The organism is Clostridium saccharoperbutylacetonicum N1-4(HMT) (genome assembly GCF_000340885.1).
Lineage (GTDB): Bacteria > Bacillota > Clostridia > Clostridiales > Clostridiaceae > Clostridium > Clostridium saccharoperbutylacetonicum.
The window spans coordinates 3727293-3752575 of sequence record NC_020291.1 but is presented as its reverse complement, the minus strand read 5'-3'; the positions used below and the strand labels follow the sequence as shown (position 1 = coordinate 3752575).

The 25283-nt window shown below is 29.2% G+C and carries 35 protein-coding genes; 32 read left to right on the top strand and 3 right to left on the bottom strand.

The features are described from left to right. The first annotated feature begins 1 nt into the window (after position 1). The 29 genes from CSPA_RS16790 to CSPA_RS16655 all read left to right on the top strand — a co-directional run bounded on the left by CSPA_RS16790 (position 2) and on the right by CSPA_RS16655 (position 21849). Positions 2-1114, top strand: a complete 1113-nt coding sequence (locus CSPA_RS16790) for a lysozyme inhibitor LprI family protein (protein ID WP_015393539.1) — start codon at positions 2-4, stop codon at positions 1112-1114. Between the two features lie 122 nt (positions 1115-1236). Continuing rightward, positions 1237-1602 carry a hypothetical protein gene (locus CSPA_RS16785; RefSeq protein WP_015393538.1) on the top strand — a complete coding sequence of 122 codons (366 nt, stop codon included), beginning with the start codon at positions 1237-1239 and terminating at the stop codon, positions 1600-1602. A 112-nt stretch (positions 1603-1714) separates the two neighbouring features. Further along, a complete protein-coding gene (locus CSPA_RS16780; RefSeq protein WP_015393537.1) occupies positions 1715-2155 on the top strand; it encodes a hypothetical protein in 441 nt (146 codons plus the stop codon). 50 nt (positions 2156-2205) lie between these two features. After that, entirely contained in the window at positions 2206-2637 is a 432-nt protein-coding gene (locus CSPA_RS16775; RefSeq protein ID WP_017810524.1) for a hypothetical protein, read from the top strand. A 208-nt stretch (positions 2638-2845) separates the two neighbouring features. Continuing rightward, entirely contained in the window at positions 2846-3466 is a 621-nt protein-coding gene (locus CSPA_RS16770; RefSeq protein WP_015393535.1) for a DUF6064 family protein, read from the top strand. Positions 3467-3620: 154 nt separating this feature from the next. Further along, on the top strand, positions 3621-4763 hold the full coding sequence (locus tag CSPA_RS16765) for a suppressor of fused domain protein (RefSeq protein ID WP_015393534.1): 1143 nt from the start codon (positions 3621-3623) through the stop codon (positions 4761-4763). A 115-nt stretch (positions 4764-4878) separates the two neighbouring features. Beyond that, positions 4879-5034 carry a CatA-like O-acetyltransferase gene (locus CSPA_RS29210; protein ID WP_017810525.1) on the top strand — a complete coding sequence of 52 codons (156 nt, stop codon included), beginning with the start codon at positions 4879-4881 and terminating at the stop codon, positions 5032-5034. Between the two features lie 278 nt (positions 5035-5312). After that, on the top strand, positions 5313-6203 hold the full coding sequence (locus CSPA_RS16760) for an HNH endonuclease (RefSeq protein ID WP_015393533.1): 891 nt from the start codon (positions 5313-5315) through the stop codon (positions 6201-6203). Between the two features lie 21 nt (positions 6204-6224). Further along, positions 6225-6755 (top strand): GNAT family N-acetyltransferase, encoded by a 531-nt coding sequence (locus tag CSPA_RS16755; RefSeq protein WP_015393532.1) that lies wholly within the window; start codon positions 6225-6227, stop codon positions 6753-6755. 7 nt (positions 6756-6762) lie between these two features. Next, entirely contained in the window at positions 6763-7050 is a 288-nt protein-coding gene (locus CSPA_RS16750) for an MBL fold metallo-hydrolase (protein ID WP_015393531.1), read from the top strand. A 12-nt stretch (positions 7051-7062) separates the two neighbouring features. After that, positions 7063-7758, top strand: coding sequence for an aspartate/glutamate racemase family protein (locus tag CSPA_RS16745; protein WP_015393530.1), 696 nt, complete (start codon positions 7063-7065; stop codon positions 7756-7758). A 199-nt stretch (positions 7759-7957) separates the two neighbouring features. Next, complete coding sequence (locus tag CSPA_RS16740) at positions 7958-8218, top strand: DUF3781 domain-containing protein (RefSeq protein WP_015393529.1); 261 nt, start codon at positions 7958-7960, stop codon at positions 8216-8218. A 113-nt stretch (positions 8219-8331) separates the two neighbouring features. Further along, positions 8332-9072: a sugar phosphate isomerase/epimerase family protein gene (locus CSPA_RS16735; protein WP_341274122.1), complete on the top strand. Its 741-nt coding sequence runs from the start codon at positions 8332-8334 to the stop codon at positions 9070-9072. Positions 9073-9086: 14 nt separating this feature from the next. After that, positions 9087-9722 carry an HD domain-containing protein gene (locus CSPA_RS16730; RefSeq protein WP_015393527.1) on the top strand — a complete coding sequence of 212 codons (636 nt, stop codon included), beginning with the start codon at positions 9087-9089 and terminating at the stop codon, positions 9720-9722. A gap of 70 nt (positions 9723-9792) precedes the next feature. Next, positions 9793-10581, top strand: coding sequence for a hypothetical protein (locus tag CSPA_RS16725; RefSeq protein WP_015393526.1), 789 nt, complete (start codon positions 9793-9795; stop codon positions 10579-10581). A gap of 30 nt (positions 10582-10611) precedes the next feature. Continuing rightward, positions 10612-11394 (top strand): class I SAM-dependent methyltransferase, encoded by a 783-nt coding sequence (locus CSPA_RS16720; protein WP_015393525.1) that lies wholly within the window; start codon positions 10612-10614, stop codon positions 11392-11394. Positions 11395-11447: 53 nt separating this feature from the next. Then, entirely contained in the window at positions 11448-11858 is a 411-nt protein-coding gene (locus tag CSPA_RS16715; RefSeq protein WP_015393524.1) for a peptide deformylase, read from the top strand. Positions 11859-11939: 81 nt separating this feature from the next. Next, positions 11940-12455, top strand: a complete 516-nt coding sequence (locus CSPA_RS16710; protein ID WP_015393523.1) for a GNAT family N-acetyltransferase — start codon at positions 11940-11942, stop codon at positions 12453-12455. A 64-nt stretch (positions 12456-12519) separates the two neighbouring features. Beyond that, the gene (locus CSPA_RS16705; RefSeq protein ID WP_015393522.1) at positions 12520-12813 is read left to right on the top strand and encodes a DUF5316 domain-containing protein; all 294 of its coding nucleotides are present in this window, start codon (positions 12520-12522) and stop codon (positions 12811-12813) included. Positions 12814-12945: 132 nt separating this feature from the next. After that, the gene (locus CSPA_RS16700) at positions 12946-13335 is read left to right on the top strand and encodes an iron chaperone (protein ID WP_015393521.1); all 390 of its coding nucleotides are present in this window, start codon (positions 12946-12948) and stop codon (positions 13333-13335) included. A 251-nt stretch (positions 13336-13586) separates the two neighbouring features. Beyond that, a complete protein-coding gene (locus tag CSPA_RS16695; protein ID WP_015393520.1) occupies positions 13587-14192 on the top strand; it encodes an SMI1/KNR4 family protein in 606 nt (201 codons plus the stop codon). 263 nt (positions 14193-14455) lie between these two features. After that, positions 14456-14746 carry a DUF7832 domain-containing protein gene (locus CSPA_RS16690; RefSeq protein ID WP_144053534.1) on the top strand — a complete coding sequence of 97 codons (291 nt, stop codon included), beginning with the start codon at positions 14456-14458 and terminating at the stop codon, positions 14744-14746. A 1-nt stretch (position 14747) separates the two neighbouring features. After that, positions 14748-15077 carry a hypothetical protein gene (locus tag CSPA_RS16685; protein WP_015393518.1) on the top strand — a complete coding sequence of 110 codons (330 nt, stop codon included), beginning with the start codon at positions 14748-14750 and terminating at the stop codon, positions 15075-15077. 36 nt (positions 15078-15113) lie between these two features. Continuing rightward, positions 15114-15917, top strand: coding sequence for a hypothetical protein (locus tag CSPA_RS16680; RefSeq protein ID WP_015393517.1), 804 nt, complete (start codon positions 15114-15116; stop codon positions 15915-15917). Between the two features lie 204 nt (positions 15918-16121). Continuing rightward, on the top strand, positions 16122-17210 hold the full coding sequence (locus tag CSPA_RS16675; RefSeq protein WP_015393516.1) for a leucine-rich repeat domain-containing protein: 1089 nt from the start codon (positions 16122-16124) through the stop codon (positions 17208-17210). A 172-nt stretch (positions 17211-17382) separates the two neighbouring features. Beyond that, positions 17383-18384, top strand: coding sequence for a hypothetical protein (locus CSPA_RS16670; protein WP_015393515.1), 1002 nt, complete (start codon positions 17383-17385; stop codon positions 18382-18384). A gap of 108 nt (positions 18385-18492) precedes the next feature. Beyond that, positions 18493-20325, top strand: a complete 1833-nt coding sequence (locus CSPA_RS16665; protein WP_015393514.1) for a radical SAM protein — start codon at positions 18493-18495, stop codon at positions 20323-20325. Positions 20326-20580: 255 nt separating this feature from the next. Further along, positions 20581-21441 carry an NADAR family protein gene (locus CSPA_RS16660; protein WP_015393513.1) on the top strand — a complete coding sequence of 287 codons (861 nt, stop codon included), beginning with the start codon at positions 20581-20583 and terminating at the stop codon, positions 21439-21441. A 195-nt stretch (positions 21442-21636) separates the two neighbouring features. After that, positions 21637-21849: a hypothetical protein gene (locus tag CSPA_RS16655; protein WP_015393512.1), complete on the top strand. Its 213-nt coding sequence runs from the start codon at positions 21637-21639 to the stop codon at positions 21847-21849. Between the two features lie 139 nt (positions 21850-21988). Here the strand turns inward: CSPA_RS16655 and CSPA_RS16650 are convergent, their stop codons facing one another. From CSPA_RS16650 to CSPA_RS16640, 3 genes are all read right to left on the bottom strand, one after another. Continuing rightward, positions 21989-22321 (bottom strand): hypothetical protein, encoded by a 333-nt coding sequence (locus CSPA_RS16650; protein ID WP_017810531.1) that lies wholly within the window; start codon positions 22319-22321, stop codon positions 21989-21991. A 36-nt stretch (positions 22322-22357) separates the two neighbouring features. Further along, positions 22358-22675: a hypothetical protein gene (locus CSPA_RS16645; protein WP_015393511.1), complete on the bottom strand. Its 318-nt coding sequence runs from the start codon at positions 22673-22675 to the stop codon at positions 22358-22360. Positions 22676-22800: 125 nt separating this feature from the next. Continuing rightward, positions 22801-23118 (bottom strand): hypothetical protein, encoded by a 318-nt coding sequence (locus tag CSPA_RS16640; protein WP_015393510.1) that lies wholly within the window; start codon positions 23116-23118, stop codon positions 22801-22803. Between the two features lie 147 nt (positions 23119-23265). Here CSPA_RS16640 and CSPA_RS16635 point away from each other — a divergent pair, with 147 nt between their 5' ends. From CSPA_RS16635 to CSPA_RS16625, 3 genes are all read left to right on the top strand, one after another. Next, positions 23266-23781 (top strand): hypothetical protein, encoded by a 516-nt coding sequence (locus CSPA_RS16635; protein WP_015393509.1) that lies wholly within the window; start codon positions 23266-23268, stop codon positions 23779-23781. Positions 23782-24095: 314 nt separating this feature from the next. Beyond that, positions 24096-24545, top strand: coding sequence for a hypothetical protein (locus CSPA_RS16630; protein ID WP_015393508.1), 450 nt, complete (start codon positions 24096-24098; stop codon positions 24543-24545). 42 nt (positions 24546-24587) lie between these two features. After that, a complete protein-coding gene (locus tag CSPA_RS16625) occupies positions 24588-25256 on the top strand; it encodes a DUF4272 domain-containing protein (RefSeq protein WP_015393507.1) in 669 nt (222 codons plus the stop codon). Positions 25257-25283 lie beyond the last annotated feature (27 nt).

The following is a 25283-nucleotide window of genomic DNA, read 5'->3' as shown; positions in this document are numbered from 1 at the left end:
TATGGGAGGAGTGGTTAAGATAAAGTTTAAAATTATAGGTATACTTCTTATTTTTCTCTTAAGCATGTCATTTACTGCATGTTCAAATAATAAAGACAGTTCAAACCTAGATATCAAAAATGAAAGTGAAAAAACTCAGTTATCATCTGATAACAATAAGAGTTTGGCAATAGAAGCACATAAAGCAGTATTACAAAACAAGGCTGAATTTTTTAGTACGGATAATAATAAAGATGTATATTTGAATGATTTTTTAAGTAATGAAGAGATTTATGGAACTGTATTCAAATTAACTCACTTTACAGTACTTGATATGGATGGAGATGGAATACCTGAAATTGTTCTTGAATTAACTGTTGGCAATTATGTGGAGTTTTATGAGGTCTTACATTATATGAACAATAAAGTTATTGGATATATTCAAGTGCTTAGAGGCTTTGGAAATCTTAAAACAGATGGAACAGTTCATTATTCAAACAGTGCTTTTAATAACGGATATAGAAAATTAAATTTTAAAACAAATGCCTGTGAAGATTACATATTAGGTTATCATAATACAAATGACAACAATGGAAATCCAATAAGAACATATTTCATTGATGATAAACCTGCTACAGAAGAAGCATATAACGCTTTTGTTAAAGAGCAAGATGAAAAAAAGGATGTAGTTTGGTATGAATTTTCTCAAGAGAACATTGAAACTAAAATAACTGATAGTCAAACTAAACCGAGTACAGAAAATAATAACATTAAACAGAAAACTAAGAAACAGGAATATAAGGATAAACTAGATAAAATTGAATTGGGATTTAAGGGCTTAGCCGATAAGGCTTTAACTACAAAGGATATGTATGACGAGGCATGTAAAGAACATAAACAATGGGATGATGAACTAAATGATATTTATGCTGTATTAAAAGTTCAGTTATCTCCAAGTGATATGAAAAGCTTGCAAAATGAAGAGCTTCAATGGATAAAAGATAGAGATTTTAAAGCAAAAAAAGAGGCTGCTGAAGCGGCTGGTGGTACATTGGAAAAAGTTTTATATGTGAGATCTTTGGCGGAGTCAACAAAAGAAAGATGTTATGTGTTGATAGATAAGTATATGAAATGATGAAAGTTACTTTATAAAAATATAGCAACTAAATTGAATTAGACTCGGTAAAATTAGATTTGTTGTATATAATGAACAGTGTGTGGCTTAGATTTATAATAGTATCAAGAGGTGGGATAATTATGCTATTTGGATTATTTAATAGTAAAAAAGATAATGATAAAAGTAATAATATTAAGCATTATGCTGTTGATATAGCAACCAATTTTAATGATGAAGATAGAGAATATATGAAACCAATTTATATAGTTAAATATTATTCTAAATTAAATAACGCAGTTATTAATGAAGCGTTTTTTTCTAGAAATATAGAAAGTGGAGATATTACATTAGAACAAGCTTTTTTAACCTTAGAGGGAATCTTGAAGCAGAGTATAGAAAATAGATTGTTAATTAATACAACTATTAATGAAAAATATATGTTGTCTAACGAAGAAGAAATGATAATTAATAAACTCGAAGATATAATTAAATTTTGGTTGCCATAATCCATAGAAAAAGGATAATTATTGTATTTTGAAAAGGTGTTGAAAGGTTTAATGTTGATATAAATTCTGATTTTTTGATATTAGGGAATATTAATGAAAGTGAGATGATACTATGGAGAATATCACAGAATTGATTGAAAAACTATATTCTAAAGATGATAAAGCTGCATATAAAGCATTACAGTTATTAGAAGCTGAAAGCGAGAAATCTAATGATGTTTATAAGTTTTTTGATAGATTTGTTGAATTAATTGAAGATAGTAACTCATATAGAAGAACAAGAGGAATTATATTAATAGCAGTTAATGCAAAATGGGATACAGAAAATAAAATAGATGAAATTATTGATGAATATTTAAAACATATTTTAGATGAAAAGCCTATAACATCAAGACAATGTATTAAGGTGTTGCCTAATATTGCAAAATATAAACCAGAGTTAGTAGAATACATTACAGAAGCATTAAGAAAAGCGGATACTAAGATATATAAAGATAGTATGCAGGCTTTAGTATATAAAGATATTATATCTGCTCTTAAGAAAATTAATTAAAAAATTATGATTTTTAGAGCTGATTATGTATGAAACAGGGGGAAGATACCATGAGCTTAGAGATAAAACAGATTTTTTTACCAAATCCGAACACAGATAATGAACATGTGACTTATGAAAATAAATTGCAGCCATGCATATTTTTCGAAGATTTATCACTTAAGGCGTTATTTGAAAAGCATAATGATGAAATTTTTAAAAATATAGTGAGGGAAATAACTGACTATGTGAATGATGAAAATACTTGCAATGATGACATAGTAATGTTTCCTCGAAGGTGTGAACTGACTGGTGAGTGGTATGTTGGAGAGATTTATTTTGAGGATTTTAATTATCTAAGTGTTATGACACGTTTTTTAGGATTTCATCCAAATTCAAAAAGAATGCCCATTGATGATTATTTAGGACTTGAAGTACATTTTTATTATGATGAGGAGCAAGATAAATTTATTTTCGACGGAATTGACAGCTCATGCATTTAACTAAAATTTTTTATTATCAAAATATAAACTTTTTTACAGATACCTTTATGGAAAGATACATATGAATATGCTGTTTTGAAATCTGAATTTATACAACAATATTGCTTGTAAGAGCATCTAAGCTTTAACAAAAGTCTTTTATAAGGAATCAAGCTGGAGGAAGATTGCTTCTTAATATAAATAATTTTGAGAGTTGAGATGATATAATATGGATTCACAGATATTTTGGAATGTAATAGAAATGTATAATAAACAAACCATTATAATACAAAGCATTCTTTTGATTTTTATAGTTCTAGCAATTATTTTATCTTATAGTAAAAAGATTAATTGGATTGCAAAAGCTGCACTTGGTATTGGTAACTTATTTATTGGGATAGTATTTTTCGGATTATATGGGGTAGAACCAATTCAAAAATATTTTGCATTACCTTTGTATTTGTGTTGTGGTATGTTGTTTCTATTTGATAGCATTAAAAGTAAAGATGATGTTCTCAATAAACCAAATAGGTGGCAAAGCATTTTAATAATATTATATATAGCATATCCTTTTATTTCCTTTGCATTGGGAAATAGATTTCCTAGGTTAGTAACATATGTAATGCCATGTCCAATTATTAGTCTTAGTATAGCTGTATATTCTTGCTACCATAAGAAAAATAAAATTCTATTAGTTTTACTAACAATTTGGGGATTAACGGGAATAAAGTCGTCAATTTTCAATGTTTATGAAGATTTTATTTTATTGGTTTGTGGAATATATGGAATTTATCTTATTTATAGAGAGTATAAGAACAATAGGCATCTAAAGATGAGGAAGAAAACTTAATGAAAATTATAGCGAATTAGAGATGGGCATTATTCCTAAAAAGGATTGTCTAAAAGAACATTAACTAATCATAAGGTTTGCAAGATAAATATAAATTGTATTGAAGGTTTTAACTAATTAAGGAAAATCTAATTAAAAATGAAAGGGAATAAAAATGGGAATATTTAAGAAATTATTCACTAAACAAAATGAAAATAAATCAGTAGAAGTTGAGAAAGTAGAAAATAAAATTTTGATAGAGAGCTGGTCGCCAGTGTGCAATATTCAGGCATTTGTTGAAAAAAGCCAAACTACAATTTATTTCTATTTATGGTTTAATCCTGGTTCTGAAAACAGCACAATAAAGCCATGTTGGGGCTGCAATATATTTAAGGGAGAGAAAGATATTGATTATAAAGCAATGGATAATGGTGCTGCACCTACAATGCCTTTAGAATACTGTAGTCATAGCAATGAAGGAATTGATATTGATGAAAATGATTTATCAATTATATGGTTTGAAGAAGGGGATGCAGCTGCATTAATTGAAAATAATAAACTTTTGGCAGTAATACCTGGATGGGCAGAAAATGGATTTTATGGATATTCAAGATATGCTATTGGAACTGCACCATTTGCATGGGAATTAACAGAAGCTGAAGATAGTCTTTATAAAAGAGTAATGAAAAGCAAAAAATATTGGGAATATCTAAATGAAGATTATTTTAAAGATGTACAGGCTATGCATTTATCTGTATTAGAAAACTTTTTTGGAAAGCATGAGAAGTATTATGCTATTGATAATAATGAGTTTCCTTCTAAAGCCTTAATTACTGGAACTAAGAATAATGTTAATTATGCATTTACAGCAGGGGTAAGCGTACTATGTCAGCCTAAAATTGAACAGTTTTTAGAAGATGGAGAAGCAGAGAAGAACAGAAGAATAGAACTTGGATTTGCATGTTGCGAGGATTTTAAAAATAATGATGGTTATATGAAAATGTTAAGTTATATAAGTGGACAGACAAATCTTCCGTGGCAGGAAATAACCTGGATTGGAAATGGACATACTATTCCTTGTAATGCTATAAGTAATTTTGAAGCTGTATTATTGATAAATAATAATCTGTTTCCTAAAATTAATTCACCAAAGTATGATAATTTTATGGAGGAAAGAATTAATTTGTTATGGATAATTCGAATAACTAGGGAGGAGTACAACTATCTCCAAGATAATGATGTTGATAAGCTCCTTAAAAAATATAATGGCAATTTAGAAGATATGATTATATTTGATGAAAATGCAAAGTTTATTTAACTAGAGTTTATAATTGATAATCAAAAACTCTTATTTGAGATTAATTGTTATAACTAAGAATTTAAATTAGATATATGAAAGCAGTTTTAAATGAAGTAGCCCTTTTCTCTTTCCAATGATAACATGGGGAAAGTTTTTTGAAGAAGGTAAGAAAATTATTATGCCATTAACTATTCAAATTCATCATGCTGTTGCTGATGGATACCACTGCTCATTATTTTTTTCAGATGTAAACAAAATATTATTAAATCCAGAAGAATATTTAAAGTAAACTCAAAATGTACTTACAACATTTTTATTAAAATATAAAGAAATTATTTATCCTTGACCAAATAATGAAAACAGCTAATCATCAACATACTTTAGTGAATTTAAAAAAAATGAATTGAAAAAATATATAGTTTGGAACATTATAATGAATTTTTAAATAGTGAATTTAAATGTTTTATTATAAAAGAAAATGGTAATTTAGAAGATAGATATAATGAAATTATTAAGAACTTTAAACTAGCATAGAAGCAGTTTGATTTATATATTCGGAGGTTTAAGATGATTGAAAAAATATGTGAAGTTATTGATGGTAAGTATTGCTGTGATATTGATATAACTACTGAAGAATGGAAGCAATTACTAATAAATCCTAAAGTTTTTGATGATAAAAGCAAAGAAGCTATACGAAAATGGTACATAGAACCCGGATATTCTGCTACGTGTGGTTATATAGGTAAAAAATATAATGAACATAGTATGAGTGCTAATGGAATTATTAATGGATTAGCTGGAAGAGTCCAAAAAGAACTTGGGCGATTCGTTGTTAAGGGTATAGGAGATATAGCTACAGGGACAAGATTTATTGTGGTAATGAAAAGTAAACAAATTAATACTAAGCCAAAGACTTGGGAGTGGACATTAAGAGAAGAACTTATAGAAGCGATTGAAGAATTAAGTATATTTTCAGATGATAGTTATTCAGATGATGATCTTGTTTCAGATATTAGTAAAAGTGATATTACTTTGGATGCTACAGATTTTAAATATACAGGTAAATCTAAAAATAAGAAAGTTCCCGTGTGTATTAAAAATAAATATGTTTATCCTAGAAGTCGTAGGGTGTCAATAAATGCGTTGCGACATGCACAGCATAAATGTGAATTTGACAATACTCATACAACATTTCTTAGGAAGAATTCAAATCTAAACTATACTGAACCACATCATCTAGTACCACTTACTTATTACAACAAATTTGAAGTTTCTCTTGATGTTGAAGAAAATATCGTTTCGTTATGTTGTAATTGCCACAAGAACATACATTTAGGACAAGGATTTGAAGGAATGATTGAGAAACTATATAATGCACGAAAAGATTTATTAAAAATAGTTGGTATAGATATTTCTTTAGATGAGTTGATTAAACTATATAAAGAAGATGAATGTTAAAAATTAACTGGGGGAGTTTATATGGAAGAATTAAGAACAGAAAGGCTTATAATACGTAGATTTTTAGAAAATGATGGAGAGGATTTATATGAGTACTTTTCCAATCCTAAAGTGCTAGAATTTGAACCATATAAACCATTTACAAAACATGAGGCATATATGGAGGCAAAAAGGCGTGTAAGTGATGAAAAATTTCTTGCTGTATGTTTAAAAAACGGAAAAGTAATAGGGAATATCTACTTTGCTAAAGGAGAATTTGAAACTTGGGAAATAGGGTATATTTTCAATGAAAAGTACTGGGGAAATGGATATGCAACTGAAAGTATTTTTGCACTTATGAAATATGCATTTGATAACCTTGATACTAGAAGGATTATTGCCATGTGTGATCCAAAGAATCCAAATTCGTGGAAATTATTAGAACGAGTTGGTATGAGAAGAGAAGGAACGTTGCTTCAAAATATATACTTCTTTAAAGATGAAGAATGTAACCCTATATGGAAAGATACATATGAATATGCTATTTTGAAATCTGAATTTTCGCAACAATAAAATGTGAATGGTTTCCGAAGCAACAAGGCATATGCCAGGACATATTTCTATTTTTATCGAATCAATGAAAACTTTAATAAGTGGAGATCTGTTGGTTTCAGAAGGTGGTGTATTGAGAATTGCCGATGAACAATTTGTACTAGATAAAGAGGCAGAAATAAATTCACTAAAGAAAATTGTTAATTTGGATATTGGAAAAATTGATAAGAAAGATGTATATATAAGTTTACGCAAGAGCAAAAGTACAGAGCAACTATATCGTGAATTGATAAAAAATATAAAATGTAAGCTTTAGGGAGTGGTTAATATGAAAAAGTTAGGCCTAGTTGGTGGAATGGGACCGGAGTCTACAATTCCATACTATCATGATATTGTATATGGAGTGCAAAATAAAGTAGGAAAAAATTTTTTTCCTAATATGACTATTGAAAGTGTTAATGTTTTTGATATCCTTAAAATGTGCGAACTAAAACAATATGAAGCACTTATAAATTATTTAATGGTAGCTATCAATAATTTGCAATCCAGTGGTGTAGATTTTATAGCTTTATCCGCTAATACTCCGCACATTGTTTTTGATGAGCTTAAGAATCGCTCAAATATCCCACTTGTCAGCATTATTGACGCTACTTGTAACGAAGCAAAACGACGTAATATATATAAGGTGGGATTGCTTGGAACTATCTTTACTATGAAAGGGGACTTTTTTAAAAAGCCGTTTACTAAAAATCATATAGAAGTGATAACTCCATCTGATGAAGAAATGGATATTGTTAATCAAAAGATTTCACAAGAATTGGAGTTTGGTATTGTCAAAGAAGAAACTTTATCAGCATTTTTGAAGATTGTCCAGAGAATGAAAGCTGAAGATAGAATACAAGCAATTGTTTTAGGTTGTACCGAATTACCATTATTGTTCAAAGGTGTCCAAACACCAGTAGAGTGTTTGGATACAATGCAGATACATATTGAAATTCTTATCAATATGATTATAGATGATTGAATGAAATTTCAATCTGACCAGGTGATTTAATAAGTAAATGTATAGGTTATATTTTCTGATCAGTTAAGAATTAATAGATATGAGTAAAAAGTTCCGTATTGCAGTAAAGTTCCTTATTGTGGCATAGCCACTCTTTTTATAAGTGCATAGCTGCTCTTTTTATAGGTGTATAAATTATAATTTGAAAGGCGGATATATAGTGACGAAAATGGATGATAGAATTGAACTGATTTCTAACTTAGATAAGTTGCATACAACAGATTTAGGAGTAGTTAGAATTAAGAAAAATCTTTCTTTAGACGTGGATGATGTTATTAGTTGGTGTAGAGAAAAAATAGAAAATCAAAATGCCTTGATAACTAGAAGAGGAAAGAATTGGTATATAAACATAGATGATTGTGAAATAACAGTAAATGCTTATAGTTATACAATTATTACAGCTCACAATATAAAAAATTAAAGTGAGATTATTTGAATAGATAGTTTCTATGGATAAAATCTATGATAGCAAAAGAGAGAAGGAAGTATATTATGATTACTATTTATGATTGGTTTGGCTATGAACTGACGAAAATGGAACGTTATCGTTTGATAAAAGATGCTGGATTTGATGGGATTTTATTATGGTGGAGTGATGGCTTTGGACGTGATTGCTTTGGTGTAGGTGATTACCGTAATGGACCTCTTATAGTGCGAGAAGCAGGGCTTTTTATAGAAAATATCCATGCACCAGTTTATGGGGAAAATAATCTTTGGCTTGACAATCTTGACGGCGAAGATATTATGGCTTGCTATTTGCAATGCATTTCAGATTGTGCAGAATTTGAAATTCCAACTATGGTGGTGCACTTACCTAATGATAATCATCTGTATAATGAAGTAGGGATTGATAGGATAAAGAGAATTGCTGAGAAAGCTGAAAAATTTGGTGTTAATATTGCGATGGAGAATTTAAGAAATTTCTCTAATTTGTCATATGTATTGGAGCAAGTAGATTCACCTCGTATTGGGTTTTGTTATGATTGTGCTCATCATAACAGGTATTGTTCAGACAATGATTTATTAGCAATGTATGGTTCTCGTTTGATGGCACTACATTTGCATGATAATTATGAAAAAGCAACACATAGATTGCCTTTTGATGGCACAATTGATTGGACTAATGCAATGAAAAAAATTGCAGAAACAAATTATTCAGGTCCAACTGCCATCGAGGCCATGAATTGGGATTATAAGGATTTATCAGCAGAGGAATTTTTAAAAGCAGCCTTTGAGCGAGCAAAAAGATTAGAAGCATTACGATTTTATTATTGATGTAGGAGGATAATATGTTTCCAAATAGAGAAATAGCTGAAAAAGAATTAGAGTTAGCAGGAGAATTAAACCCGGGGCCTTGGACGGAACACTCTATTAATGTAGGATTGGCAGCACAAATAATTGCTGAAAAATGTGGTAATCTTAACCCAGAAAAAGCATATGTGCTAGGAATTCTTCATGATATTGGTAGGAGATGTGGCATAGTAGCAAGAAGGCATGCGATTGAAGGATATAAATTTATGCTTAAAAAAGGCTGGGATGAAGTGGCACGGATTTGTTTGACACATTCATTCCCAGTTCCTGATTTTAATAAAGAAATAGGTAAAAATGATATGAATGATGAAGAAAGTGAATTTGTAAGAACTTATATTAATGAAGTGATTTATGATGACTACGATAGGCTGTTGATTCTTTGCGATTCACTGGCAGATACTCAAGGTTTTTGTATGTTAGAAAAGCGATTTGTTAGTACTACAAGACGTTATGGCACCTTTTCATTTACAGTGGAACGTTGGAATGCAACTTTTGAAATAAAAGAGTATTTTGAAGAACAAATGAAATGTTCTATTTATGATATTCTTCCCAATATTAAAGAAACTACATTTGTGGATGTGCCATTATGGAAGCCACCAGTTAAGATAGAGTAATCTTCACTTCAGAGTGAGTGTATTAATCCTTGCTGATTTGTTTTAGAAATATGTTAAGGAGGAAAGAGCAATGGCTTTTGGAAATATAATATTTGCAGCTATATGTTGTTTGTGTTCATTGATTTTTGGAGTAATAGCTCTTTGGGCGTTCAAACGGAAAGATCCAATGCACTTTTGGTCAGGAACTACAGTAAGGCCTGAAGAGATAACAGATATACCATCATATAACCGGGCAAATGGTTTGATGTGGACAATTTATACCATTTGTATGATTGTGACAGGTATATTGTCACTTTTTAGCATTATAACAGGTGTTATTTTATTAATTATTTTATGTGTCCCAGGAACTGTGGTATTAATCGTTGCATATAATCGTATTTATTACAAATACAAAAGTACAGCGGTTATTTACAGGACTGATGAGTCAACAGCCAAGACACCAAAAGCAGTTATTATTGCAATAATTTCAATTACTGCAATAATTGTTATTTCATTAGTTCCATTATTTTATTATGGGGAAAAAGATCCTGACATAAGTATACTTGATAACCAAATACAAATAAAAGCTATGTATGGATTAAACATTGACTTCTCAGAAATTTCTAAAATATCTCTTATAGAAAAAAGCATGAGTGAAATTGGTACTGTTAAAAAGACAAATGGTTATGACGGTATTGGAGGAACATTAAAAGGAAATTTTAAAGCAGATCACCTTGGCGAAATTTTACTCTTTGTGAAATCAAAGTCAGCTCCTACAATAGAGATTGAAAGAACTAATAAGGAAGCTGTATATATAAGTTTACGTAACAGCAAAAATACAGAACAGCTATACCATGATTTGATAAAAAAATATCATTAAAAAAGAATTAACTTATGGGAGGGTTAAAATATGTCAGTAATTAAAGGGTTGGGAAACACATTTAATTTAGTATGTATTGAATATGATAAGTGGCGTCCTACTTATGTCAAAGCGTTATATGATGATATTTTTGATGCAAAAGAAATAAATTCATCAAGCAATGTGTTGGAGGTTGGAATAGGAACTGGTCAAGCAACATTGCCAATAATTGAAACAGGTTGCAAATTAACTGCTATTGAATTAGGTGACAAGTTAGCAGAGTTCTCACGTTATAAATTTAAAGATTATGAAAATTTCAAGGTTGAAAATTTAGCATTTCAAGAGTTTGAGTATCCTTCTAATTCCTTTGATATCATATATTCGGCTACAGCCTTTCACTGGATTCCTGAAGAGATAGGGTATACAAAAGTATTTGATATGCTGAAAAGTGGTGGTATTTTTGCACGATTTGCTAATCACCCATTTAAGGATAAGATACGAAATAACATAAATATTGAATTTGAAAAAATATATGCAAAGTATATGCCAGGGGCATTAGGTGGGGAAGAATATAGTGAGGAAAATGCCCAAAATATAGCAAACATAGCTTTTAAATATGGTTTTATAGATATAAGTTATAGGCTTTATCATAGAACAAGAAATTTTACTGCTAAGGAGTACACATTATTATTAGGAACTTATTCAGATCACATTGCTATTGAAGAAAAGACAAGAAGGAAATTCTTTGGTGAAATAGAAGAGGTGATCAATGATAACGGTGGTATTATTACTATATATGATACAATAGATTTACAACTTGCAAGAAAACCATAACTTAAAAGCGTATTTTCAATAAAAAAATATAACTGGGAAAAGAGGGAGAAATAATGATAAAACCAATTGTAAAAGATATATTGTTCTTAGGACGAAAATCAGAAAAAGCTACTAAAAATGATATAGCAGTAGTTGATGATTTGGTTGATACGTTAAGTGCAAACTTAGAGCATTGTGTTGGTTTAGCTGGTAATATGATTGGAGTAAAAAAGCGTATATTGGTATTTACTGTAGGTAGCTTTATTGTGCCTATGATAAATCCAGTAATATTAAAAAAGGAAAAGCCTTATGAAACAGAAGAAAGTTGTTTATCTTTAATTGGCTTTAGAAAAACAAAAAGATATGAAATGATAGAAGTTGAATATTTTGATAGAAATTTTAATAAGAAAAAGCAAGTTTTTAATGGATTTACAGCACAAATAATTCAACATGAAATGGATCATTTTGAAGGTATAATAATTTAATTTGAATAGTTAGGAAGAATATTCAATTGATGAGGGTTCTCTTAGCTATTTTGGATAAGTTTTCTTATAGGAGGTTATGGGATGGTGTTAGAGACTCAAAGATTAACATTAAGAGAAATGACACAAGGGGATTTTTTAGCTCTTTGTAAAATTTTACAAGATGCTGATGTAATGTATGCATATGAAGGCGCATTTAATCTAGATGAAGTTCAAGCTTGGCTTGACAAACAATTTAAACGTTATAAAGAATATGGCTTTGGTATGTGGGCCGTTGTTTTGAAGGAAACAGATAAAATGATAGGACAATGTGGGTTATCAATGCAAGATTATAATAATAGCAAGATAATGGAAGTTGGGTATCTTTTTCAAAAAGAATATTGGCATAATGGATATGCAAGTGAGGCTGCAATCGCCTGTAAAGAATACGCCTTTGATAAACTGAATGCTACAGAAGTATATTCTATTATTCGCGATACTAATACAGCATCTCAAAATGTGGCAATACGAAATGGAATGACTTGTATTGATAAGTTTATAAAGCATTATAGAGGTGTTGATATGCCTCATGTTCTATTCTCTGTTAAGAAGGTTTTATAAATTACTGTTGGTTAATATAAATAAAGATGGGTTTTATTTAGTAGAGTTTGAGAGGTGGTAATAATTGAAGTCATCATTTTTTATGGGGATAGCTATTGCATTAGCAGCTTATTTAATAGGTTTTTTATCAAATAATTATAATGTAACGTTAAAAATAACTGGATTTGTTGTAATTGTCTCCTTTTTTATAGCTGGTATATTAAATGGTACATTTATTAGTGGTGATAGATACAGAGCTAACTTTATGAATGAAACTAAAGAAGATAGAGACAAAAAAATGAAAATGGTAAATTATTTGCTGCTATTGTCAATACCAAATGCTATTATTTCATTAGTGATAATAATATATAGAAATTAAAGTTGAAGACAATTACTTAATACATTAATAATTTATGATAGTTTACAATTTTTTAGGAAGAGACGAAAGTGTTATCAGATAAGCTGGGTAGTGAAATTTAACTAATATAAGGTGTTAGAAGGGAGTAAAAAAATGAAAGAAAATAAAACTACTTATCAATCAATAGATGAATATATTTTACAATTTTCTCCCGATATCCAGGAGATGCTTAAAATGTTAAGAAAAGTTATAAAAGAAGCTGCGCCAGATGCAGAAGAAAAGATAAGTTGGGGAATGCCTGCTTTTACTCTTCATGGAAGTCTAGTATATTTTGCTGCTCATAAAAATCATATAGGATTTTATCCTGCTCCCAGTGGAATTGAAGCATTTAAACAGGAATTGTCAGAATATAAGGCAGCAAAAGGATCAGTGCAATTTCCTATAACAAAGCCATTACCATATGAATTAATAAGCAAAATAGTTAGGTTTAGAGTTGCTGAGAATACAAAAAATAAAAAAGATAAATTGAAATCTAATAAATAATTGAAGTCAATACAAAAGGCAATTATTATAAGTTATCTATTTTATTAAAACACAGTACTAAATATATATTTTAGTATTGTGTTTTTTGTATAATTAAGTATTATTTTAAAAGTATTAGTCTATATTTGTATTTATGGTATAATTTTATATAGAATAAAATTTTAACAATAACATTGACTTGCTAACTTAATATCTTGGTTAATGTTGCTAAGTGCGTACTTGAGAATAAATAAGAATTGGAGATGGATATAATGAATATAGTTGAAAAATATATAAATAGATTAAAAAAAGCATATTATTATAATTCTGGAAAAAAGAGTTGGGATCATTTTGAAAGTATTATGCATGGTGCGAACAAAGAAGATATTAAGAAATTGAAAGATGAATATCCGAATGTTCCTGATTCTTTAGTAAAACTTCTTGAATACGTAGATGGAACATATTGGAGAAAATATGAAGGAGAAAAAATCGCATTTTACATTCTTGGTTCCGATGTTAATGAATATCCATACTATCTACTTTCAGTAAATCAGATTTTAGAGACTAAGAATGAGGCATTTGACTTCTATGCTGGCTATGTTAACCGTGAATTTGGTGATGATGTTGAAATAGATGAAAAAATTATAGATTGTGCAGATAACATGAAATGGTTACATTTTTCAGATTGTATGAATAATGGTGGTACATCACAGTTATTTATTGATTTTTCGGCTTCTGAAAAAGGAATTAACGGACAGGTTGTAAGATTTTTGCATGATCCTGATGAGATTCAAGTGATAGCAGATAGTTTTGATGATTATTTACAAATGTTAATTGCCAATGAGATGGATTTTATTAATGAAGATACATTTGAGTAAGTGAATTAATTTTTGAAAAATTAATATTTAGAATAGAGAAAGAATAATAGTAATCTATTAATGTTTCAGAGGTAAAATATGAATTAAACAGATTTTCAAAATTTCAAGTGGCTAAATGAGAGTAACATTAGATTTAATTTTATATTTATAATAATTTGAGAGGATGATGGATGAAATGGCTACTTTTGATAGTTATGACAATTATTATGTGAGAGCGATGGAAGCTTATTGCTCTAGTGAGAAAATAGATCCGAAAGATATAAATGATGAAGAAAGAGAGAGTGTTATTAAAAGAGCTTGTATTCATATGGGATTTTATCTTAATATGTTGTGATGGTAAACTATGGAGTGATGATTTTAACAATAAAGGATTAGCATTTACTGAATATTATTATTCCAGTGGAAAGTTTATTAATGATTACATAGATTTTGTCTTGAATGAACTGCATGATATTCCTTGTGAATTTGATTTTAAATGGAATGATTATAAGAAGTTTGAAGACATACTTGATAGAAGGTATGAGATTTTTTGCAAAAATGAGGAGGACATTTAATATGGGGGTATTAAGCAAATTATTTGGCAAAAAATCAAAACTACAATCAAAAGATTTAGCTAGTATTTATACATTATCAATTGATGAAATATTTACAATTAAAAACTTGGGTTGTAGTGTAGTTGGTATGGTAAGAGGTGCAGATATAAGAGTTAATGAGGAAGTTGATGTTGTAGATGCTAATGGAAATAGGCTTGCATCTAAAATTAAGGGAATGGAACACCCAAAAGTTGGAAACATGGATGTGGCACATGTAGGAATTCTTTTGACAAATATTGAAGAAAAGCAGTTACATAAAAGTGATGTTTTAACCAATGAAAAAATTAATTAAGAATAAGAAAATGGGACTTTATTAGGGGGAACAGTAATGGGGTTGTTTAAAGCTGGAAAGAAAGAAGAAGGATATAGATGCACGCAGTATGCTTTATTTGATGGTATAGGGTTTGATCCAGAAGTTTTTATTCATGGTTTTGAAGAAGATTGGGGAGTAAAATTAGATATAGAAATAAGAAATGAAGATAAAATTAAATTTTTACATTTTAATATAGATAAGATTCAGTTTGTATGTTCATTTATGAAATCTGAGTATCCAGATAATTCACCAATTGAAGCTGCAAGAAGAAATCCATTTTGGAAAGAGGCAGAAGAATGTATTGAAAATCATAAGACATTTATGATTGTTGCTATTTTAAAGAATGAATGTTTAGACCAGATTAAAACTTGCTCTATATTTACACAGGTTTGTTGTTCGTTTATGAGACTAGCTAATGCACTATGTATTTATAATGCTGATTCGGGTTTAGTTATAGAAAAAAATAGCTATCGTAACTATATGTACATAATGAAAGCTGCAAGGGAACATAATGATTATTATCTTCCATATCAAAATTGGATAAACATTAATTATATTAGAGAAGAAAATGGCGAAATAGGAGCGTTCACAACAGGATTAAATATGTTTAATATGTTAGAAATAGAGTTAGTACATGTAAAGTATGAAGTTGAGATAATGCAGAAGATTATAAATACTATTTTGTTTTGTATAATAATGGACAATAAGACATTAGAAAGTGGGCAATTAATTAAGTTAGAGGAAGGTATTGAAATTATTACAAAACAAGCAAAAGGATATTATTTAAATGATAGAGAAGTTATGCATATTATTTATTAATAATTCTTGGATGAATTTGGTATTAATGAAATATATATAAAGAATAAATATTTTTTGGATAATAATTAATTAAATTTAAGTTGATTTCAAAATGTTGTTATTATATAAAAGATTTGTAGATATTGTGGATAAATATTTGTTATAGTAGTAAAATTTAGTAGATTAATAGTTTATTTTGAGTTTTAGGGAATATGGGAGGGAAAGTTGAAAAAGTTAAGATTAACAAAAGTAATAGCAAGTACATTAGTAGCTGCTTCAGTATTAGCATTAATCCCAATAGGCGCAAATGCAGAATGGAGGCAAGATTCAGAAGGCTGGTGGTATGCAGAATCAGGAAAATGGGCTGTAGGCTGGAAAGTAATAAATGGAAATTTATATTATTTTGACTCAAAAGGTTATATGGCACAAGGGAAGCCAAATGACTTTGGCGAGAAAGATGGGTTAAATGATGATGGTCAGTTTACAAATGTTTCAATACATGGTGTGTGGGCTTTTTGCAAACAAACAGGTGAAATAGTAGCATATTTAGGGTCAGACAGTAATGTGGAAATTCCAACTAAAATTGATAATGTTATAGTAACAAGTATAGGTTATGAGGCATTTTATAAATGTAGTAATTTGAAAAATATAACTATTCCTTCTGACATAATAAAGATAGGAGAAGCTGCATTTTACGGATGTACTAATTTGAGAAGCGTTAATATTCCAGCAAGTGTAAAAATGATAGGAGATAAGTCATTTAGTGATTGTTTCGCCTTAACAAATATATCAGTAGATAATGATAATACAAATTTTAAAAGCATTAATGGAGTATTGTATAGTAAAGACGAAACTAATATATTATGTTATCCAGCTGCAAAAGATGATACAAATTATACAATCTCTAATAGTACAACAATTATAGGAAGATATGCGTTTAGTAAAGCTACAAAACTAACTAATATAGTAATTCCTAATAGTGTAAAAACTATTGGATATAGAGCATTTGAAGGATGTACAGGCTTAACAGAAATAAGTATTCCTGATAGTGTAACAAGTATAGTAAATAGTGCGTTCATTGGCTGCACAAACTTAACAAGGGTTACCCTTCCAAAAGGGCTAACAACTATAGAATCTAGTATTTTTGCGGATTCTGATAGTTTAATAAGCGTAACCATTCCTAATAGTGTAACAAGTATAGGAATGTGTTCATTTGGTGGACGTAGTACCAGTTTTTATGTAAATAGTGAAGCAGTGAAAAAACTTTTAATTAAATCTGGTGTGAATGAAAGCAGAATCGTATTAAATTCTTAATAATTAACAGTAAAATAATAAAATATAATGCTGCATTACTTAAAATGAAATTGCAGCATTTTTGTTGTATAATTCTGAGGTTGATTTATTACTGGTGTATAAATTTGAGTTGAGATGGGATTTTTACAAGATATGAATAATTAACTCAGAATAGTAAATTAGGGGGTATTTTATGAAAAAAGTTTTATTATGTTTATTCATTATATTAACAATGTTTATAACTTCATGTTCGTTCTCACCTAAAGGCGCAGGAGTTGAAAGTGTAGAACATAATGATGGAATTAACAAACAAATTTTAGATTCTGTAAAGATATTGGACGATAAGGTTTTAGATGGTATAAGGAATAATGATCTAGATAAAATTCTTGAAATTAGTGGCGAAGAATTTAAGAGTAATTCCTCTAATTTTAAAAATATCTTAGTTAAGACAGAGGAAGCTTTAAAAGGTCAGTCTTTAGAATATAAAGATAGATATTATTGCAAAGTAAATAAAATTGGTAAGTATAATGCTATTATAACTGATTCAAACGACGATTCTTTTAATATCACAGTAGAGGCAGTTAATAAAGATATTTTCGTTTCTATGATTAAAACAACCTCAAATAAGGATGACTTTTTACTTACATTGATATACATAAAAGAGAATAATGAGTGGAAGCTTTATTCGGTAAGTGCAGGAAATTACAGTTATGGTGGAATGAGTGCAATTAATTTATATGAAAAAGCAAAATCCCTTGAAGCACAAGGATATAAGGTAGCAGCAAATATATATATGGGATTATGTGGCAAGATATTACGGCCAGTTCCGTTTATTCAGTATAAGAAAGAAACTGAAATGATAGATTATGGCAAAAAGCTTCAACAAAGTATAAGTAATGAGTATGCTTTTCCAGATAAGCTGAAAAATAATAACAATATTCAGCTATACGGATTTCGCGTGGAGTACACTAGAAATGATGGGATAATTCCTGTTATTAGATACGTAACTAGCACTGGGTTGGATAAGAAGGAAGAACTTAAAAAGGAAGCAAATGATATGGATAAAGAAGTAACTGACAAGTATAAAGGACTAAAAGAGAATTTTAAGTATGTTTTGTACGAAGCTTACTCTGAACCTCCTATAGACCCAAAGAAAACTTATAATGATTTTAGAACAGGGGTTGAACAGAAATAAGCCTATCATCAAATTGACATAGAAAAAATTTTAGTTCATATATTATTTATACTTTTAAAGTTTTCTAAATTGTTATAGTAAATAAAAAGCGAAAAGGAGCAAATAATAATGAATCCTAAAACAATATATGAAAAAGGAATACTCTTTCATCATTATTCAAATACAGCGTATCCATTAACTCCATCATCGTTTATGGAATACAAGATAAGTGATGAAAATAAGATTCCACAGTTTCTGGAAGAAGAACTTAAGAAGTTTGAAGAACTGAGTCTTTATATACATATACCATTTTGTAAGCAGAGGTGTCGTTTTTGCGAATATGCAGTTTTGGAAAATACAGATGATGAAACAGAAGATATTTATGTATCACTTTTGCTGAAAGAGATAGAAATGTATTCTAAACTTCTTATAGGTAAAAAGATTGTAGGATACGATATAGGCGGAGGAACACCAACTAAGTTGTCGGAAAAAAACTTGATGAAAATTACTGAGGCACTTCGTAATTCATTTAATTTCTCAAAAGAAACGGTTTATAGTATAGAAACTACACCACTAATTGCTATGCAGGAGCTAACGAAAATTAAAGCTATTTTTGAAATGGGATATGGCAGAATAAGTATGGGGATTCAGACTATTTCAGAAAAGCTACTTAATGAATTAGGTAGGGAAGGTACTACTGGAATATATGAAAAGGCTGTTATGAATATAAGAAAAGCTGGGTTTACACAGCTAAATGTTGATTTAATGTATGGATTCCTGCATCAGACTGATGATGACTTTGAAACCACTTTGAGATATGCAATTGGTTTGAAGCCAGAGTATATTACACTTTATCGTAACAGATATAAAGGAACTAAGATTGAAGCAGAGGCTGGTGGGGTATCCTTGTATAAAGTAATTCGCCAGTATCGCCTTGCATTTAAGGTTTTAAATGAAAATGGTTATAAAGCAAACTATGGTAAGAATACCTTCAGTAGAGTTGAGGGGGACTATGGGACAAGCGATTACCTTACAAAACGTGTAATTAATGGAATACCATATATAGGTATTGGTCTCGGAGCACAATCTTTTGGATACGATTATTTAGCATACAACGAAGGTGCAGCTAGTAAGCAAATAAATACTTATCGCAAAAAAATTGAAGAAGGAAAGTTTCCGATACAAGATATTTATAGGCTTCCACTTGAAGAAGCTATAGGTAAAATGATTTCAGTTGCTTTTTATTTTGGTTTTGTAAATTTTGAGGCTTTTGAAAAACGCTTTGGGATCAAATTTTGTGAACATTTTAGCGAAGAAGTTAAATTTGTAACGAAAAATGGCTTTATGGAAATAAAAAATGGAGGGATTTATCTTACTGAAAGAGGAGCTGACTATATAAATGGAGTAATACCATTATTTTATTCAGAACGTTCCCAAAAAGAACTTATTAATTTATCCAGCAAAACCATTAATAGATCACAGGATGAGAAAATTTTTTTAGAGGCTTACAATATTGAAGCGTATTCTAAACCCTCTCTAACTGCCGATTGTGTGATTTTTTTTACTGAAAAAGGTAAAGAACTTGATGATAAAAATATGAAGGTACTTTTAATTAAGCGAGGAGAACATCCATTTATGAATTGTTGGGCAATCCCAGGAGGCTTTGTTAAAGTAAATGAAACCGTGGAAGAAACAGCGGCTCGTGAGCTTGAAGAAGAGACTGGATTAAAAAATGTTGAACTATCATTAGTTCAAGTGTTCAGTAATACGAAGAGAGATCCAAGAGGATGGATTGTTTCATGTGCTTATGTGGGGTTAATTAGAGAAGAACCAGAGTTTTTAAGTTATGGTGAAGATGCCATTGATGTAAAATGGGTTGATGTAACAGAGGTTGACAAGCTGGAACTAGCTTTTGATCATGCTGAAATAATACAGGCTGCTCTTAATAAAATTAAAAAATAATGTTAAATAGTAGGTGTAAAATTGATAAGTCCAGCAATTTTGAAAGGTAAACTTATTGAAAAGTTTAGAGAACATTTATTAGAATTTAATTATTACCACATTATTTATGACGGAGTTAGAGCAGTTAATTAACCAAGGATTGTTTAAGGGATGAAATTAAGTTTAAAGTAATAGAAAATAAGACTGTTTTATATACAGTAGATGAATAGTGATTAACTAGTAAAGTTTAATGAAGTAAAAAGGAGAAAGAGTATTATGGGAAATAGAAATGGTGATTTACTAATGGCTCCAGAATGGCTTATGTATCCAAACATTCCATATGGAAGTATTGGATGGAGAATGGGCTATGGTGAAAGTTATGCAATAGATTTTTATAGGTGGTTCAACAAATTAGAAGAGGATGAGAAGAAGAAATATAAGGATATGTTTCCAGAACCTAAAAGATGGGGAATTGGAGATAATATTTATAGATATAATAAATATTGGACATATGTTTGGCAAAAGGATGGAAAGCCAGAATATAATTTAAATAATCTTATTTCAGATTATAAAAATGGAAATAATTTGGAATATATTTATTTTTGGGGGCATCATCCTAAAAAGGATGGTTCTGTTTCCAAGTCTTGCTTTAGTCAATGGTGGAAAAGCGGCTTTAATGTTGGACATATTAAATATTTATTTATGGAACAATATATGATGGCTGAAAAAGCAAGACTTTTTGAAGATAAAGAAATTGAAGAAAAGATCATGAGCAGTAATGATCCTAATGAAATAAAAGGACTTGGACGTAAAGTTAGAGGGTTTGATGAAGGTATTTGGAATAATATTAAATATTCAATTGTTATTAATGGAAATTATAATAAGTTCATGCAAAACGAAAAGCTAAAGACATTTCTTCTTTCAACGGAAGACAAGATATTAGTAGAAGCTAGTCCTTATGACAATGTTTGGGGTATACAGATGTCTGAGGAGGATATGGATATTAAAAATCCAGAATTATGGCGTGGAGAAAATTTACTTGGATTTGCACTTATGGAAGTTAGGAATGAAATAAGAAGAATATCCACAAATAGTAATATGATTGATTTCGATTCGTTGCATAAAAAATATGATTAAAATTTAATATAATTTGAAATTATAATATTCTTCTAAAGAATAGATAGGGATAAAATGTTATTAACATTTTTGCTTTAAGTGGGAGAAATAAAAATGATAGATTTAAGAGGGATTTTTCTAATGAATTAACTTTATTAGAGAATGTAATTGAAGACGATATTTATATAAATAATTATATGGAATATTCAAAATGAAATGATGAAGTTTTTTAAAGAACATGTAAAGATTGATGGAAAATACTACGTAAATGAAGCTATATGCAGTCGTTATTGTGGTACTAGGATTACTAGCGATTATTTTTATCAAGATACAGGTAATAGTGTTAATGATTTATATTCTAATTATACTGTTAAGTATATGAGTAAGAATGAAATTTTCCATATAAGTATTGAGTTTTGGATTAGTTAACATTAGTTCACAGAGATAATATAAAAATAGTAGCGATAAAGTGTTTTTATAATCATCATCAACATTTAGGATTTATACAAATCTAAATATTTCTGTACACTTTGTAGAAAGTGTGTACTAGTAATGTTGTTAGGAGACACTAACTAGGTGCCTCTTGAGAAAAATCTAATAGTCCTCTACCTAGTATAACAATGGTATAGTCATTTTTGAGAGGTATTAAATTATGCTTTTTAGATTGTGGTGTCAAGCGTATGAGTTGGATTAGATTTGGCTTAGAGTCATAAATAATCAGTAAGGCGCGTTCGTTAAAAGAGTTGTTTTGAATAACATAGTTAATATCGGGAGATAAATTTAACGTATTTAGTGTATATATACCTTGGATGCTATCTTTGGATATCTCTGCATAAGTCATTGTATTATTAGCAAAGAATAAACAGAAAAAAAATAAGAATATGGAAATGAATCTTTTCATAAATATTTTCACCTGCCTTTAGATTTAAGTTATACTTTAAGATATAACGACTTCTCCTTTACCAATGACAGTTACTAAATAGCTAGTAACTGGAGGTTGAAAAGAATAATTTTTTGATAAAGGTTCTAATTGAATAGACTCATAAACAATTTCGTTAGTGTCAGAGATAAGTATAACAACAAATTCATTGGGTGAAATATTTTGTATATTATAAATTTTATTTGGAGATAAATTTAATTGTTCACTTGGATAGATACCCTGAGAAAGAGGTTTTGAGTCAGCTAAGGAACAAACAATAAAAGTATTAAATGATATAAAATAAAAAAGAAAAAAAGTAATACTAAATCTTTTCATCAAATAGAATCACCTCAATATAGTTTTAGAGTAGATATTTAAAGAAACTATAATTATTATGATTGGTTTTAGATAATATTATTCAAAAGTAACTTAATTTGATACGGAATTCTAGTAAAATATATCTATAGATTAATTGTAATGGCTATTTCACCTTTACCAATTATTGCAATTCGGTCATCATCTAAAATAGTACCTAAGTTTACAGATTCATTTGCAGTATCAAATTTTTTATAAAAAACTTCATTTCCATTAGGATCAATTAGTATTAAACTTGTAACAGTGTTAGGAGTTGTAAGCATAGCAGTAGCTTTAACTTGTGGCGTATTTGTAATGTCATACACTCCTTCTTTGTAAGTATTTGACTGAAGAATTGCTTTTGGATATTCTGTAAAAGTTATTGCAGATATTAAAATAACTGTTAGAAATAATTTTAGTTTCATTGTGTACACCTCGCTATCTTGATCGTGAAGACATTATATTATCTGCAAGTTTAAATAATATATTCAAGGTAAATAAATATTTTCTTACGTAATACTAATACAAAGTGTATAAAGATAATTATACTTAAAGAATGAGAGGGAATAACGTTGATAACATATAAGACTGAATTTAGAAATGCAATTGACTATCCTTGGATAAAAATGGATCCAATTAATATAGGAGAAGTTCCAAAAACATTAGGCACTCCAGAAATGTATTGTACTGTTAAGAAAGATGATAGTGCACATCTTCTTATAAATATTTATCTTGAATATTCGACAACATTTAAGGATGCCATCATTTGGAATAATTATATTGCTATTGGATTTTGTGACTTATTTTATTTAATAGACATTGAGACTCATAGTTCCATATATACTAGAGTCGATGGCTATTTTGGGTATATATACCCATATGAAGAATTTATTCTAGTCGCAACTTGTTTTAATATACTATGTTTTAATAAAAATTGCACTCTGTTATGGACATCTGATAAATTAGGATTTGATGGAGTATTGGTTCATGATTTTGATGGTAAGTATATTTATGGATCTGGCGAATATGATCCACCAGGGGAATGGGAAGACTTTGTGATTGATTGTAAAACGGGGAAAATAGTTTAGAGGATCATTGGATATAGGAACTGAATTTTTGGTTCAGTATAAAGATGAGAAAACTCAATATGCATTTATAAATTTTTTAGTTGAGTATGATTAGTATAATTATGGTGATTATAAAAAGATTATTGATAATTATTTTGAAACAAATTATTAGGAAACAGATGCAGAATATCTAAGAATTCTATTAGCAAGATGAGTAGAAAATTATAAGAATATTGTTAATGCAGCTATAAACAGAATACATTAAAAAACGAGGTGATAAAGTGATTTGTAATAAAATTATGAAAAAGCATTTATCAAAATTGGAGAATCTTAGAATGATAGAAACAAAATTTAACTTGTTTGATTTTGAAAATATAATTTTACCTAATATATATGAAAAAGTAAATTCAAAGGGAGAAACATATTATTGCATTAATAATTTTTGTGGATTGAATAAAAAGAGATATGTTGAATATTCAGGAATTGATCTTACTAATTTTGAATGGGATGGGAATGAGGTTTATATCTGTATAGATACTGAAAGTGAAATATATTCAACTCTAAAAGTTGGATTAATAGCAGTGAATTCTTGGAAAAATATATTAAAATTAAAGTTTCCACAAGTTCAGTTTGATATAGTTATGAGTATTTCTGATGGGATAGAATTTGGGATTACGCCATCAGTTACATTGAGACTTTATGCGATTCGTAATGAGTATCATTATGTAGAAGCTGATTCGATAGAGAATTTTACACAACCTGTTTTAATAGAGCAAGTAATTTAATAAGTTTTTAGGAAAGAATTAAAAAAAGAAAGGGAATGAGTTATGAATTCAGAGGAAAGAAAGCTAAAATCAATTGAAATATTAAAATTAAATCAAGTTCCATATATGGAAGGACTTCCAAGAATAGAAGATGTAAATGAAATAGAGGTTAGAAGTGCTGAAGAAATTGCTAAACGTGCAATAGCTTGTTTAATTGCGATTCAAGTAGCCTGTGACATTAATAATGGAGAAAACGTTGAAGAATCTAGAGAATTTTTTAAAGGATTTTTAGAAAAGTATGGAGTATCAAATGAATTAACAGAAGCAGAGAAAAAAATTATATTTGGTACTCCAGAGGAACAAGATGTAATTAATATGGCATGGAAATGTGAAGCCTATTGGACACTTATTTGGGCATTAGGGATTTTGGATGAACTTAACTATCCTTCACAAATATGTGATTGTGATTTTGCAATTAATGTGGTAGCAGATTGTAACGATTTTGATGAATTTATGAAAAAAGTTAATTTAAGAAGTGTAGATGAAATACTTAATGAAGCAGACTTAATTTTTAGATATAACTGGGCTTGTGTAGATGCGAGAATACATGGAAAAAATGCACCAGCCAAATTAGATTCTGGAGTTGTGTTTGAGCGCCATTGGGGACTAAATTGGCTTATTGGTAAGGGAACAGAAAATGATGATTGGGATTGTGTATCAACAGATACTTAACAAATTAATCTTAACAAAGGAGGATAT